This window comes from Tenacibaculum soleae (assembly GCF_030549005.1).
GTDB lineage: Bacteria > Bacteroidota > Bacteroidia > Flavobacteriales > Flavobacteriaceae > Polaribacter > Polaribacter soleae.
This window is the reverse complement of sequence record NZ_JAUOSW010000006.1, coordinates 17,911-32,809: the sequence shown is the minus strand read 5'-3', so window position 1 is coordinate 32,809 and position 14,899 is coordinate 17,911. Positions and strand designations below refer to the sequence as shown.

At 28.2% G+C, this 14,899-nt stretch carries 19 protein-coding genes; 8 read left to right on the top strand and 11 right to left on the bottom strand.

Features of this window, described 5'->3' with window-relative positions; genetic code table 11:
* Positions 1-105: 105 nt before the first annotated feature.
* From Q4586_RS09935 to Q4586_RS09900, 8 genes are all read left to right on the top strand, one after another.
* Positions 106-714 carry a hypothetical protein gene (locus tag Q4586_RS09935; protein WP_068705221.1) on the top strand — a complete coding sequence of 203 codons (609 nt, stop codon included), beginning with the start codon at positions 106-108 and terminating at the stop codon, positions 712-714.
* 3 nt (positions 715-717) lie between these two features.
* The gene (locus Q4586_RS09930) at positions 718-1,143 is read left to right on the top strand and encodes a nitrous oxide reductase accessory protein NosL (protein WP_068705223.1); all 426 of its coding nucleotides are present in this window, start codon (positions 718-720) and stop codon (positions 1,141-1,143) included.
* A 44-nt stretch (positions 1,144-1,187) separates the two neighbouring features.
* Positions 1,188-2,600: a nitrous oxide reductase accessory protein NosL gene (locus Q4586_RS09925; RefSeq protein ID WP_084443162.1), complete on the top strand. Its 1,413-nt coding sequence runs from the start codon at positions 1,188-1,190 to the stop codon at positions 2,598-2,600.
* Entirely contained in the window at positions 2,601-3,035 is a 435-nt protein-coding gene (locus tag Q4586_RS09920) for a CopD family protein (RefSeq protein ID WP_068705224.1), read from the top strand.
* A complete protein-coding gene (locus Q4586_RS09915; protein ID WP_068705226.1) occupies positions 3,036-4,280 on the top strand; it encodes a nitrous oxide reductase family maturation protein NosD in 1,245 nt (414 codons plus the stop codon). It abuts the gene before it with no gap.
* A complete protein-coding gene (locus Q4586_RS09910) occupies positions 4,277-4,984 on the top strand; it encodes an ABC transporter ATP-binding protein (protein ID WP_068705228.1) in 708 nt (235 codons plus the stop codon). Before Q4586_RS09915 ends, Q4586_RS09910 begins: the two co-directional genes overlap by 4 nt.
* Positions 4,977-5,759, top strand: coding sequence for an ABC transporter permease (locus tag Q4586_RS09905; RefSeq protein WP_303528732.1), 783 nt, complete (start codon positions 4,977-4,979; stop codon positions 5,757-5,759). The genes Q4586_RS09910 and Q4586_RS09905 overlap by 8 nt, the downstream gene beginning before the upstream one ends.
* A 104-nt stretch (positions 5,760-5,863) precedes the next feature.
* Positions 5,864-6,199: a cytochrome c oxidase subunit 3 gene (locus tag Q4586_RS09900; protein ID WP_303528730.1), complete on the top strand. Its 336-nt coding sequence runs from the start codon at positions 5,864-5,866 to the stop codon at positions 6,197-6,199.
* Positions 6,200-6,427: 228 nt separating this feature from the next.
* On the opposite strand, the gene Q4586_RS09895 is transcribed toward Q4586_RS09900, so the two are convergent.
* The 11 genes from Q4586_RS09895 to Q4586_RS09845 all read right to left on the bottom strand — a co-directional run bounded on the left by Q4586_RS09895 (position 6,428) and on the right by Q4586_RS09845 (position 14,863).
* Complete coding sequence (locus Q4586_RS09895) at positions 6,428-6,862, bottom strand: RrF2 family transcriptional regulator (RefSeq protein WP_068705235.1); 435 nt, start codon at positions 6,860-6,862, stop codon at positions 6,428-6,430.
* 48 nt (positions 6,863-6,910) lie between these two features.
* Complete coding sequence (locus Q4586_RS09890) at positions 6,911-8,125, bottom strand: hypothetical protein (RefSeq protein WP_303528728.1); 1,215 nt, start codon at positions 8,123-8,125, stop codon at positions 6,911-6,913.
* Positions 8,126-8,223: 98 nt separating this feature from the next.
* Positions 8,224-8,943: an iron-sulfur cluster repair di-iron protein gene (gene ric / locus Q4586_RS09885; protein ID WP_068705239.1), complete on the bottom strand. Its 720-nt coding sequence runs from the start codon at positions 8,941-8,943 to the stop codon at positions 8,224-8,226.
* A 4-nt stretch (positions 8,944-8,947) separates the two neighbouring features.
* Positions 8,948-10,183 (bottom strand): alginate export family protein, encoded by a 1,236-nt coding sequence (locus Q4586_RS09880; RefSeq protein WP_303528726.1) that lies wholly within the window; start codon positions 10,181-10,183, stop codon positions 8,948-8,950.
* A gap of 308 nt (positions 10,184-10,491) precedes the next feature.
* A complete protein-coding gene (locus tag Q4586_RS09875) occupies positions 10,492-11,358 on the bottom strand; it encodes a PorP/SprF family type IX secretion system membrane protein (protein ID WP_303528903.1) in 867 nt (288 codons plus the stop codon).
* Positions 11,359-11,364: 6 nt separating this feature from the next.
* Positions 11,365-11,673 (bottom strand): hypothetical protein, encoded by a 309-nt coding sequence (locus Q4586_RS09870; RefSeq protein WP_303528724.1) that lies wholly within the window; start codon positions 11,671-11,673, stop codon positions 11,365-11,367.
* A 118-nt stretch (positions 11,674-11,791) separates the two neighbouring features.
* A complete protein-coding gene (locus Q4586_RS09865) occupies positions 11,792-12,115 on the bottom strand; it encodes a hypothetical protein (RefSeq protein WP_303528723.1) in 324 nt (107 codons plus the stop codon).
* A gap of 100 nt (positions 12,116-12,215) precedes the next feature.
* A complete protein-coding gene (locus Q4586_RS09860; RefSeq protein ID WP_068705247.1) occupies positions 12,216-12,407 on the bottom strand; it encodes a hypothetical protein in 192 nt (63 codons plus the stop codon).
* A gap of 208 nt (positions 12,408-12,615) precedes the next feature.
* Positions 12,616-12,810, bottom strand: coding sequence for a hypothetical protein (locus Q4586_RS09855; protein ID WP_068705249.1), 195 nt, complete (start codon positions 12,808-12,810; stop codon positions 12,616-12,618).
* 573 nt (positions 12,811-13,383) lie between these two features.
* On the bottom strand, positions 13,384-13,836 hold the full coding sequence (locus Q4586_RS09850; protein ID WP_141677695.1) for a hypothetical protein: 453 nt from the start codon (positions 13,834-13,836) through the stop codon (positions 13,384-13,386).
* Between the two features lie 13 nt (positions 13,837-13,849).
* Positions 13,850-14,863 (bottom strand): hypothetical protein, encoded by a 1,014-nt coding sequence (locus Q4586_RS09845; protein WP_068705253.1) that lies wholly within the window; start codon positions 14,861-14,863, stop codon positions 13,850-13,852.
* Positions 14,864-14,899 lie beyond the last annotated feature (36 nt).

Sequence of the window (14,899 nt, the reverse complement as noted above, 5' to 3'; positions counted from 1 at the left end):
TAGTTGATTTTTTTGGTTGATGGGCTGCTTGTTGTTTTAGATTGATATACTTACACAGGCAGCCTTTAATCAAATAAATATTAACACATCTTAAAAAATAGAACTATGAAAAAAGCAGGTATAATTATGATTATCGGCTCTTTACTATTATTGAGTTTATTTAAGTTTCCTTTATGGAATATTATGCTTGGTGCTCCGCAATATCCTGAACCTTTAGGAATGAATATTCATATAGATGGTATTAAAGGGGTTTCGGAATTTGATTTAACAAATATTGATGGTTTAAATCATTATATAGGTATGAAAGTAATACCTAAACCAACAGATATGTGGGAGTTTTCAATTTTTCCAAAAGTAATAAGCACCATGGCAGCATTAGGAGTATTAATAGGTTTACTCGGCTTTTTTAGTAAAGTTTCTTATAAATGGTTTATTGGTTGGTTTATAATAATGGCTGTTTTAGGAATGCTAGGTATGTATGATTTTAATGAATGGCTTACATCATACGGAAGTGATTTAGATCCGCATGCCATTATAAAAGTAGTAAACCCAGATGGTACCCCTATGAGTTATAAGCCACCATTATTAGGATATCAAAAAATGTTGAATTTTGATGTTACTTCTTTGCCACACACAGGAGGTTATTTAATGTTTGTAGGTATGGCACTTACTGTTGTTGCATTTTTTGTAGGTAAAAAGGAAGCTAAAATTTAAAAAATGGATTACAAAAAAATAAATTATTTATTTCTTATAGTTCTTTTATTAATAGGATGTACTATAAGTCCTAAAGAAATAGAATACGGAAAAGACGCATGTAGTTTTTGTAAAATGATGATTGTTGACACAAAATTTGCGTCAGAAATAGTAACAAATAAAGGAAGAGCTTTTAAGTATGATGCCATAGAATGTATGTTGTCTGATATCAAAGAAAAAAGCGAAAAAAAACTAGCATATATATTAGTAACCGATTATAACGAGCCTAAAAAATTAATTGACGCAACTAAAGCAACTTTTTTAATTAATCAAAACATCAAAAGTCCGATGGGAGCAAATCTTTCAGCTTATATATCAAAGGAGAAAGGGCAATTAAACGGAACAGAATTGTATGATTGGAATGCTATTAAGGCTCAATTTAAAAATTAAAGAATCTAATTTTATATTAGATTAAAGTTTAAAATCAACCAAAAATGAAAACAAAATATTTTTTGTATAGCATAATTATTGCCTTTTTTTTAGGTAAAACTACATTTGCTCAAACTATAAAAAGTAATAAACAATGTGTGCATTGTAATATGGTAATTAAAGATAAATTACATAAAGCACAAGTTATAACACCAGCTCAAAAAAAACTAAATTTTGACGCGATTGAATGTTTATTAAATTATTCTAAAACTCAAAAAGAAGCTTCATTTACCAAACAATTAGTTGCAGATTATTTAACAGGAGAATTAATTAATGCTACCAAAGCAACTTATTTAATAAGTAGCCAAATTAAAAGCCCGATGGGAGCATATTTATCCGCCTTTAAAGATAAAGAAGCTGCAAAAAAGAATCAGAACACCAAAACAGGTAAGCTATTTACTTGGAAAGAAATACAATTAGAATTTGTAACAAGAAAAGTTGGCGCAACTAATCATAGTCATCATAATCATAACAGACCAGATGCTCATGCTCCGATAGGTGTAATGGGTGATCATTTACATGCAAAAGGAGGTTTTATGGTTTCTTTACGTTATATGAATATGGATATGAACGGTAATAGAACAGGAACTTCAACTATTAATGATGCAGCTATTTATAATTCATATATGGTAGCACCTCAAAATATGAGTATGGATATGTATATGTTAGGAATTATGTATGCACCTTCTGATAAATTAACATTATTATTAATGCAAAATATTGTAAAAAACAATATGGATTTAAAAGCAAAAATGATGATGAACGGTATGACAATGCTTCACGATTTTTCAACAAATTCATCAGGGTTAGGAGACCTAAAAATAGGCGCTTTATATAATGTATATAATAAAGAAAATACTTCTATTCATTTAAACGGAACATTAAATATACCTGTTGGAAGTATTACAAAAAAAGACGATACTCCAATGATGAGTGATGCAAAATTACCGTATGCAATGCAATTAAGTTCAGGAACTTTTGATGTTACTTTAGGAGCTACTTATAAAGGGAATACCGAAAGTGTTTCATGGGGAATTCAACCATTATTTACTTTTAGAACAGGAAAAAATAGAGAGGATTATAGATTCGGTAATTCTCAACAAATTAATTTTTGGGGAGCTTATAAATTAGCAGATTGGGTTAGTATTTCAGGACGGTTTTTAGCTGTTTCAGAAGGAGAAATATCAGGAAAAGATTCAATGTTAAATCCGATGATGGTTCCAACAGCAAATACCAACAATTATGGAGGAGAAAAAATTAAATCATTTTTAGGGTTTAATTTTATGTTCAATCAAAATTCGGAATTAAAAAAAATTAAGTTAGGTGTTGAGGTTGGTGCTCCAATTTATGAAAATTATAATGGTGTACAAATGAATGAAAATAGATCTTTTCAAATAGGATTAAAATACTCAATATAAATGTATGCAATACTTGTTTTTATACATATCATAGCTGCGTCAATTTGGGCAGGAGGACATTTAATTTTGGCTATCAGAATTTTACCAAAAGCATTAAAAAAGAATGATTTTTCAATCATACAAAATTTTGAAAAATCATACGAACCAATAGGTTTACCAGCTTTGTTGATTCTTATTGTAACGGGTTTTTGGTTGATTTTTATTAGAATCCCTAATTTTTCAGATTGGTTTTCTTTTCATGAGCATTTGCCAAAACATTTATTAATAAAATGTATTTTATTAATTATAACTTTAGTGTTGGCGGTGCAGGCACGCTTTTTTTTAATTCCCAATAAAAAATTAAAACCATTAGCAGTCCACATTATTTTGGTAACTTTAGTGGCAGTTTTATTTGTATTAACAGGTGTTAGTTTAAGAACAGGAATGTTATTTTAAATGAAGAAAAAAATCACGAATTATATTACCGTAGTCATATTTCTACTTATAGGAACATCATTATATGCTCAAAAAATAAATGTATGTTTAAATTGTAATGTAAAAACAATAAAATCAGCCATTGCAAAGGCCTCAAAACACGATACGATTATAATAGGAAAAGGGGTATATAATGAATATGATATTTTAATAAATAAACCATTAACTATTTTAGGTGATAAAGAGGTTGTTATTGATGGTAAAAAGAAAGGATATATTTTAAAAATAGCAGCAGATAGTGTAACCGTAAAAGGACTTACATTAAAAAATGTAGGTAAAAGTTATACCAAAGATTTTGCTGCCATTTATGTTTCTAGAAGCAAATATTTCAATATTGAAAATGTTAGATTAAAAAAAGTTTTATTTGGTATTTTAATTGAAAAATCACATCATGGTATTGTAAAAAATAATCATATTTCTAGCGATGCAATTGAAGAAGCTGGCTCAGGAAACGGAATCCATATGTGGTACAGTTCTAATATATTGGTAAAAAACAATGAAGTTCATGATTTAAGAGACGGAATTTATTTTGAGTTTGTAACACACAGCAAGGTTATTAATAATAAAAGCTATAATAATTTACGTTACGGATTGCATTTTATGTTTTCTAATAATGATGAATATCTTAATAATACCTTTTCAAATAATGGTTCGGGGGTTGCCGTAATGTTTTCGAAGTTTATAAAAATGAAGAAAAATACTTTTATTAAAAATTGGGGAACGGCTTCATACGGTTTGTTGTTAAAAGAAATTTATGATGCAGAAATTATTAACAATACATTTCAAGAAAACACAATAGGAATTAATGTTGAAGGATCTACGCGTATAAATTATGTAAAAAATAATTTTATTAGAAACGGGTGGGCTTTAAAAATAGCTGGAGCTTGCTATGCTAATAAATTTTTGAAAAATAACTTCTTACATAATTCTTTCGATTTATCATACAATAGTAAACTAAACGATAATAATTTTAATAACAATTATTGGAGTGAATATACGGGATATGATTTGGATAAAAATGGAGAAGGAGATGTGCCTTACAGACCTGTAAAATTGTTTTCATATGTGGTAAATAAAACACCAGAAGCTATTGTTTTACTACGTAGTTTATTTGTTGATATAATTAATTTTTCTGAAAAAGTATCACCTGCATTTACACCTGATAATTTGGCGGATAAAAAACCATTAATGAGAGAAGTAAAATGATAAAAATTGACAACCTACATAAAAAATTCGGAAAAGTTACCGTGTTAAAAGATCTGAATTTAGAGATAAAATCAGGTGGTATTTTTGCAATTCTTGGTCCAAATGGTTCAGGTAAAACAACGTTGATTAAAAGTGTTTTAGGAATGGTTATTCCTGATAAAGGAACCATAAATATTAATAACAAAGCAATTTTAAAAAAGCATCAATACCGTAATAATGTTAATTATTTACCACAAATAGCAAACTTTCCAGGTAACCTTACGGTATCTGAATTAATTCAGATGATAAAAGATATTAGAACCAAAACAGCTAATGATAAAGAGTTGGTAGCTCTTTTTGATTTGCATCCGTTTTTAAAGCAAAAACTAAGTAATTTATCAGGAGGAACAAAACAAAAAGTAAACCTTGTTTTAACTTTTATGTTTGATAGTGAGTTAATTATTTTAGACGAACCAACAACGGGTTTAGATCCTATTTCATTAATACGATTAAAAAAAATTATTCAGACAGAAAAAACAAAAGGAAAAACAATTTTAATTACTTCACACATTATGAGTTTTGTGGAGGATATTTCTGATGAAATAGTGTTTCTGTTAGATGGAAAAATCCATTTTAAAGGAAGAATAGAGACATTGAAACAACAAACCAATCAAACCGATTTAGAACACGCAATAGCCACTCTTTTAACTACTGATTATGCTTAAAATATTAAAATACAGTTTTTTCGATTTATTAAGAAGTAGATGGAGTTATGTGTACTTTTTTTTCTATTTAATAATTGGTTTTGTGCTATTGTTTTTAAATAATGATACCTCAAAGGCAGTAATTACATTAATGAATATTATAGTAGTGTTAACTCCGTTAATAGGTACAATTTTTGGTGTTATGTATTACTATAATTCCCGAGAGTTTACAGAACTTTTATTAGCCCAACCTTTAAAAAGAACTACTATTTTTTTAGGACAATACATAGGAGTTTCTTTATCACTTTCATTAAGTTTAGTTTTAGGATTAGGAATTCCGTTTTTAGCATACGGTGTTATGCAATCTACTGCTATTTTTAACTTTATATCACTCTTATTTGTAGGTGCTTTTTTAACCTTTATTTTTGTCGCTTTGGCTTTTAATATAGCATTATCAAACGAAAATAAAATTAAGGGATTTGGGTATGCTATTTTACTGTGGCTCTTCCTAGCTGTTATTTACGACGGATTATTTTTAATATCATTAGTTGTTTTTCAAGAATATCCGTTAGATCAATTTTCGTTATTTGCAACGATGTTTAATCCTATAGATTTATCAAGAATTTTAATTTTATTAAAGTTAGATATCTCTGCTTTATTGGGCTATACAGGCGCAGTATTTCAAAAGTTTTTTGGTACAAACTTCGGAATGATTTTATCTTCTTTAGTCTTAATTCTATGGACTTTTTTACCAACTTTACGTATTATTTCTAAATCTAAAAGAAAAGATTTTTAGCTTGTTTTTTTGATATATCACATTATCATAATTAGTTTCTCTTAATAGAGATATTTTTATTTTATAAAGGATTAAAAGATCTTTTATTTTAAAGCTAATTAATTATGTTATCAAAAAAACAAGCTAAAACATTTTTTTTTGGAGGTACTTTAGTAACGTTTTTGATTTTCATCGGGTTAACTATTTACTCTTTTCCAGAGAGTAATGATCAAACCAATTATGAAGAATTGACAGAATCAGTCATCTTCAGTTTTTATTGGATGCTTACATTGTTTCATGTAATACATGTTTTGGTAGGTTTAGTAATTTTAATATCTATTTATTTTGGAATTAAAAAGAAAACTACACGATTAGAAGATGTTGAAGCTAGCGCCGATTTTTGGCACATGTGTGATTTATTTTGGTTGCTATTATTTCCTATAATCTATTTATTTTTTTAATATGAACAAGATATCAATAATCACTTGGATAAGTTTAGTATTATTAACCATAGTATCGACATCATTTTCTAATTTAGATAATAATTTAGGCGCACTTTTGATTATAGGACTGGCTGTTTTTAAATTTTTAGTAGTTGGACTTTCAGTTTATGGAATTAAAAAAAGCACATACTTTTTGGAAAGTACTTTTGTTGTGTTTTATTATAATATACGCAATTTTAGTATTAATTATTTAAGAAAAATATGTTGACCATTAATTTTAATGTCTTCAGAAAATTCTTGAATAGATTTATCTTTAAAATCAATCATTAATTTCTTTTTAAAAGGAGCTACGGTAAAATGAACAGGACATGGGTTTTTGTCATTGCAAGAAGATAATCCCATAAAACAATTGTCAAATTTTGTGGTTCCGTCTATGCATTTAATAACACTCCAAAGGGTGTTGTTTAAATTGTGTTTGTTTAAATAAAAACCTCCAGTTGGACCTTTTGAAGAAGATACCAGATTGTTTTTGGTAAGTTGTTGCAATAGTTTTGCTAAAAAAGGTTGAGGAACTTCTAATTCTTCCGCAATTTTTTTAACCCCAATTTTTTTATTTTCATCAACATGAACCGATAAGTATAATACAGATCGAATAGCGTATTTACAAGCGTTAGATAACATCTAAATAATTTTAGATAAAAATAATAAAAAAGATGTTTATGTCTTTAATTATTGTCTTTTAAATTGATTTGAAAAAATAATAAGTATTGCTATAAAAAAAATACTACTAACGATAACTAGGTATAATGAATGATTACTGATTATAAAAAGCTGTCTCCAAATAGTAACCCCTTTGTAAAAAATAATAATTTCGGTTAAAAAAAATGCGATAAGGTAAAACAACATGCTTTTTTTAGAAAGCTGTATTAACTTAAATTGATGTGAAAAAAGGAGAATAGAAACGCTAACTACACCTAAAAATGTCCAGTGTAAATAACCTATAATTAAATTAACATTAGTCGAAATTGCATTTGCTATGTTTGGAATTGTGCCAACAAGTTGAAATAGTAATTTTATCGCAAAAAGAATAGCAATTAATTTTATTGATTGACGAAATGGATGTGAAAACTTATTATTGAATTCATCTTTAAAAGAATTTATTTTTTTTACTAAAATATAAAAAGCAATTAACTGTATAAAGGCGCCTATAAATGATATTATATAAATAATAAGTTTTGGTTTCATCCATAGTAATGAAATACCAAAGGTTAGTATTATACCTATATTCATTAGCCAAAAAATAGGATTAAAAGTTTTTTTAGTAAATGTGATTTTATATTGTTCTAAAATATAAATGCCTATGCCTAAAAGAGTCAAAATAAACCAACCATTGTACTGAAAGTGAAGGTAAAAATAAATAGCATTTCTATATAAACTAGAGCCTGATCCGGCTGTTTTCATAATAATACCTAATGTCCAAGGGCCAAGGCTAGAAATAATCATATACCATAAAGCAACACGAATACAAGCATAGGAATTTGTTTTCTTTAAAGTTAACGGTGTGTATTTAAAAACTAAATGAGCAAATACATAAGAAGCAAGTAAAAAAAGTGTTGAAAAAAGAATAGAGAATGCTGCATAGCCAGTAAAAGGAAAAGTAATTAACATTCCTATTATGATAAATTGCGTAGCCCAAAATAAACGTTTGTATTTTAAATTAATAGCAACTTTACTTAAATACATCTTAAAAATGAGTGTAGTTAACGCTGTATAAACCCAGCCTAACAAAGCAATATGAGAATGTGTATGTACTATAAAACGGTAGTTTATAGGTAAATCAACTATGGTGAAAAAACGAAGTAAAACACCCAAGAAAGCAATTATTGAAAAATAACTTAAAGCTATTTTACTATGGTTTTTTAAAAAATTAAAAGAGGTGGTCATATTTGCAAAATAAAGTATTCAATAGTGCAAAAATTATGATATTTATCATGTAAAAAGAGTATTCATTATGAATACTCTTTTTTTGTTTTAAAGTCATTTTATTTTAGTTCTTTTTCTAAAGCAATTGATTTAGGGTGTAAAATATTATTTTCTAAGTGTATATGTTGATGTAAATCTTGTTCAAATTCATCTAACTTAGCATATAAAGCTTTAAAAGTATTGCAAGCTTCGGCAGGGGGAGTATAGTTATTTGTTAAAGTAGCAATTTCTTTAAAAATGTCACCAGCACTTTCATGTTCTTGTTCCATCATTCGAATAGGATTATTTACGGTTCCGAAAGGGGCTGAAATATTTTTTGTACCTGATTTTTTAGCATCAACTAATTGTTTGATGAAAGGAAATAAAATCTCTTCTTCTTTTTGCATATGCGCTAATAATTCATTGGCAACTTCATGAAAAAGTTGATTTATTTTTACAACTTCAGTGTAATGATGCCCGTGAACTTTGGCTACTTTATTTGCATATTCAGAAATTAAAGGTAAGCTTTCTTTTACGTATGAATGATGTACATTTTCTATATAAATCATTAAAAAGTCTAACTCCCATTTATTGTAATCTTCTATAACATCTTTTATAGCATCTACAGCAGCAAGTTCTTTTTCAATAATTGTTATATCTACATTTTTTTTAGCACAAGCTTGGGTTACAGTAATATTACCGCCACAGCAAAAATCAATTCCATGTTTTTTAAAAACATGCGCAGTCTTAATGTTTTCAGCAACATAATTTGCTACTGTCTTTTCGTTTTCTAATACCATAATTTTATTTTTTAGAAGTGAATAGAGTAGGGTTAATAGTAACCATTGCCCATCCCCAGTTATTAGTGTTATTGTTAGATATTCCTTTTAAAGCTTCCATTCCTTCTGAAGCAAACATTTGTGAATATCCTGCTTTAAATCCGATATTTTTAGTGTAGTTATATGCGTAAACTAAATCTATTTCTGTGCCTAATTGTTTAGAAACGTTTGCATTAATATCTGCTGCTGCAGAAAAACTATGTAAAAAGGCTGTTAAACTAGATTTTGGATTTAATTTAAAGTTGGCTTTTGCATATATGTCAAGTAAACCAACACTGTTAGCGTGGTTACCTACATAAAAATAATCCATAAACCCATTAAATTTATGATTTGTACCATATAATGGATTAAAAGCATTGTTTTTGCTAACAGCGGTATTATAATCATTACCACTTTGTAATTCAGTACCTAAACCAACTGTAGTTTTATCGTTTAACTTGTAATTAGCTTCTAAACCAAGTAAATAAGCACTTAAATCATTATTATTAACATCGTAACCAAATTGATAATATAAATTAGCTGCTAATTGTAAATTATTTTGTTTTGTTTTTAAATGCGTACCAATTGTTTGGCTGTATTTAAGTCCGTCAGTAGATTGTAAACCGTTATTTAAGAATAAAAAACTACCTGAAAAGTTACTCCATTCCTTATGCAACCATATATATTGCATTGCTTTGTAAGTATTAGGAGTTGTTAAATTTGTTTCTGTTAGGTTTTCTTTTGATTGATTAAAAGCCAAACCTAAATCTGCTTTAAAAGACCCTTTTTTATATCTAAATAAAGCTAAATCATGACTACGTGCTTGTTGAGCCCAACCTACATTACCAAATATTCTACTGTCATCATAAATAACTTCTTGACGTCCTAATTTTAAAGAATAATTAGCATCTAAAAGTATTTCTGCCCAAGCTTGATGTAAACTTAATCCGTTATTATCGGAACTGTTTAATTGCGGTACATCTCCCCAAACCCTTACATCTTGGATACTTATATAAAAATTAAGTTTTTCGATAGAATGGGCAAAATTTAAACGGGTTCTCTGTGAGGTAAATAAAGCTGCATTTGCATTGTCTGGAAATAAAGTTTTAAAACCATGCCTGTATTCCGCTCGAGGACGTAATTCAGCATCTATCTTTAACTGAGAGTAAGTTAAAGTAGCAACCAAACAGAGTATAATACTAAGTATTTTGTTTATTTTCATAATCATCTATTTTTAATTTAATACAAATTTCAATAGAATGATGGCCATAAAAAATGATAAAGGTCATGTTTTGTGTTGTCAATATTTAATTTTTATCTAATAACATGCTTATTATAAGATGTTTTAGTATTTTTTTGTATAAAAAAGTAGAATAATGAATGATAATTTTAGTAAAAAATGTGACAACATTTAATATAAATTGAAGATATAACAAGTAAAAGTATTTGTAAATAAAAAAATAAGAAAGAAGAATAGGGGGGAAAGATGCAATATATTAAAAAACAATACCCAGTTATTATAACTGGGTTTTAAAAAAAGGAAACTATTTTTAAAATAAATTCATGTGAACCGCTACTATATTTTGAAATATCATTAATGGCATGTTCATACGCATATCCTACCTTAAACTCTTTAATAAATTGAAACATTAGCAATCCACTAAAAGACTCTTTTAATCTGTGAGAAACTCCAAATTCAACTTTATCTAAAAGTCCTAATGTTGTTGTTACATCTATAGAAAGAGGAACACCAGATACATAACGAGCCATGAAAGAAGGAGTTTTTTTTAAATTATATTCACCTTCTAGATCAAATGTATATCCAGAACCTAAATAAACATGTGGTTTATCTGAAGCTGAAGTAACTACATTTCCTTGCTTTTCAAACCTCTTACTTTGTAACAATACAGGAATAGATAAACTAACGTAATAGTTTTTTCCTTTGAGGTAAGCACCCGCACCAAAATTGGGATTTATACGGTTTACATTTTTATTAAAAAGAAGGTCGTTAATATTTAAAGAATTTAAATCAGCATTAAAAAAAGAAGCACCTGCTTTTAAACCTAAAAAAAGATCATTGTTTTCTGATAACTTTAATTTGTATGAAAAATCGATATAGACATCGGTTTCTTTAGCAATATATACCTGATCGTTAACAATAGATAAACCTAAACCTAGATTTTTGCCAATAGGTAAAGAAATAGACAATGTTTGTGTATTAGGAGTATCTTTTATACCTACCCATTGTCCTTTAATTAAAGTAGTGAATTCTATCCCATCATTACTTCCAGCATAAGCTGGGTTAATAACATTCATATTTAGGTTATACATTGTAAATGATGGGTCTTGTTGTGCTTTAACTTTTACAAATACCATTATTACTAATAAAGCAAGTATATAATTTTACTGTGTTAATGTTACATTTCCTAATGTTTGACAATCAATAATATTTTGATTTAAAATCATTGAAGCTATTCCACTGCGGTCATCACTACTTCCATTATCAATATTAGCTGTTGTAATTAATACACTTCCATTAGCATCTAATACAACGGTAATATCATGTGTTACACCTGTTGATATACTAACACCTGTAATGTAACAGTTGTGCCACAAATACTTGTAGGTGTTACTACTACTACTACTACTACTACTGTATATTCTGTACCGCTTATTTGATGTAGTATTTGATAAACTATATTGTAGATTCATCCCTGCTGCATGATTTCTACTAACATTGTTTTTTATTATACAATTTCTTGTTGTTAAATTAGCAACTAAACCATTTTTAATAATAGCACCATCAAGTGTTGTTTGATAAATATTTGTATCACTTATAGTTAAACCATCTAAGAGTAAATTTTCTCCTGTTTGTGTAACATATAATACGATAACTATTATCTGTATTTCTAGTAGTGTTTCCGTAATTTGAAGCTAAATTTATAGTATTTACATCGTTACCTTGTAAATCTCCTGACAATATAGTTTCATTAGTACCTAAAATTATTTCTGATAATTGTGCTTCTTTACCTAAAAAAACACTACAAATACGAATACCAGACTTTGTGATATTAAAATAAGTATTTCTATCTGAAGTGTGTGGTTTGTAAGTTCCTGCGGATACCCATATTTCACCTCCATTATTCACAGCCAATAAAGCATTTTCCCAATTTGCACTGTTGTTATTGCTTGTTGTTGTGTAGTTTACATAGACTTTAACACAGGACTGCAGTTGTACTATAATTTGCTAAGACCTATTTTTGCCAACTTGATGGCGGTGCAAAACCTGTATCAATTTGTATACAACTTAAAAGAAACGAACCTATTGCATCAAAATTAACTAAAGTAGCATTATTTCCGTGAGCTAAATTTAATGTAGTTAAATTATTCATTGAGTTGCTACCAAAATTAATCAAGTATGGATTATTTGAAATATCTAAACTCATTATTGGGCTTTGGCTAACCGCTAACTCTGTTGATTGAGTATTATTAGATAAATTTAAAGTTGTTAAACGATTCTGTCTGCAAAAAGTTTTATTAAATTGGTAAATGCTTCAATACCTGTTAAGTCTGAAATACCAGGAGTATTTACACTGATTTTTTTTGAGAAAGCGGTTACTTCGCTACATTGTATTCTTTTATCTCTATTGGTGTTTATTTTGCTGTGTTATTAACTAAATAACTTTTAAAGTTTACGTCAGGTATGGTTACAATGCATGGTGGAGGTGTAAATACAATATCATCTACATAAAAATGTGCTGAAGATCCATCTGTTCTACTTATTTCGGTTACATGAACATTTGTCCAATTTAAAGTAATTATACTTGCTGTACTATTAATATAACACATTGTTGGATTATGTACATTAGCTCCACCATCTAGCGATTTAAAAGTCCAACTTTTATTGTTTGTTATTCCTGCTACTTTGATACTTTGAATATTTAAAGTAGTATTAGATGCTGTATTTAATGCTAATCTAACAGTGGGTTCTAATTGAACATTAACTACGGATTTTCCTGTGGATTATGGCGTGAAAGTGGCTAATTGAATAGGACTAAGACTTGGGGTAAAAAAGTAGCATAATAGGTATTATTAATAATTTGCCTTGCAGATTGCGCTGGATTTGTAGGGTTGCTCCGTAACGTTGCTGTTTCCCAATCAAAGGTTTGAGTATTAATTATACTACATATAAATAATAATAAATAAAGTATTTTTTGTTTCATAATATATATTAATAAAAATTTACCACAAGAGTACTATGCTTTAATAATTTTGTAACAAAGCACTTTGCGAATCGTAATTCTACTTTATGAATGATTAAAATAATCTAAATCCATTACTTTAAATTCATAAAAAAAGCTCAATCATTACAACTGAGCTTTTATATATTTTAAAAGTAAAATTCAATACAGATATAATACGTTATAGTGTTTTTATAAAATTTACTATTTTTTGCTTGGTCATTATATCTGCTTTAGCCTTATTTTTACTGTAAAAATTACTATAAGTGAAATCTGTCCAATCTTTACTTTTCTTATTTGCAGGTACCATCATTATAAAACTTTCGTGATCATAGGTAATCATATATAGCCCCATAATGTTGTAAAAAACAGGAACACCCATAGTTTGACTTTCGTCATTATTGTATTTATACATTGCTGGAGAGCATTTATTACAAGCAGCAACCATTAATACTTTATCTTTACCCCATACACCGTACTGAAATAGCTTTTCTTTGGTCATTTTACTACCAATTCCTTTTTCTGCAGCCATCAAATAATACTTTCCATTAATAGCTTTTGTAGGTTCTTTACTTTGAGAATACAACAAGCAAGGCATTAGCAATACTAGTAGGTATTTAAAAAATATTTTCATAATTGAATATTATTTAGTTAATATTGATTGTTTTACCACATCCTGAGTTTTTTCTATACACAAGTCTATTCGTAGAACTATAAGCATTACTACCACCGGACTTGGTTATTTTTTGTAAATAAGCGGCTCGATCACAATTCCATGAAGCTGTGCCTCCTGCACTAATTTTTGTTCCTGGATTACGACTACCATTTGTGCCTACATAAATTGTACGACTGCTATTGTTACGAAGAGTTACCGTATTTTTTGCTTTGGCTCCTTGGTAATTCGCTTCATTTAGTCTTTTTCTTCTTTGTAAATCTTTATACTCTGGAGTTGCCTTGATAGAGTCATTATATCGTTTAATATCTTGTTCTCCTTTATTCTTTGCAGCTATAATATTTTTATCACCTTGTTTTTCTTTTGCTGTTCTAGCGTTTTGTTTAGCTTTCATAGCAACTAAATAATCAGTAATTAACTTCTTTAAATTTTTACTTTGCAAGGCTTTGTGTTCTGCCCCATAATCAGGGTTCTTTTTAGACTTGTTTTTCGCTTCTTTTAATCTCTGAAAAAAAGACTTCTTTTTCTTTTTACCAGTAGTATTTCCTCCTTTTATTTTAACATAGATATCATCAATAAATTGAAACGAGGTTCCGTCTTTAGAAATTTTATCTAATACAAACACGTAGTCTCCTATAGCTACAATACCGTCTTTTTTATATTTATGTCTTATAACACTTTCATAAGGGTACCCACTACATTCGTAATACCCATCTATTACATTATATCCTCCTCCTTTTTTTCCTTTTTTTTCACCTTCAGCTACAACAGCTGCTATACTATATCCTTCACCAGTTGAAAGACGTTCAATTTTAAAATTAACTATAAATCGTTTTTCACTAATTTTATAAGTACCATCACCTTCTTTATCCCAAGCTTTTGTATATTCTTGATATTGATCTTTCTCAGAAACATTATCAAATAAATTGTTTTGAGACACTACTGCTGTTGTTACTAATAAAGTAAGTATTAAAATTATTTTTTTCATTGTAATATTTATTAAAAGTTTAATAGCTGCTTGTAA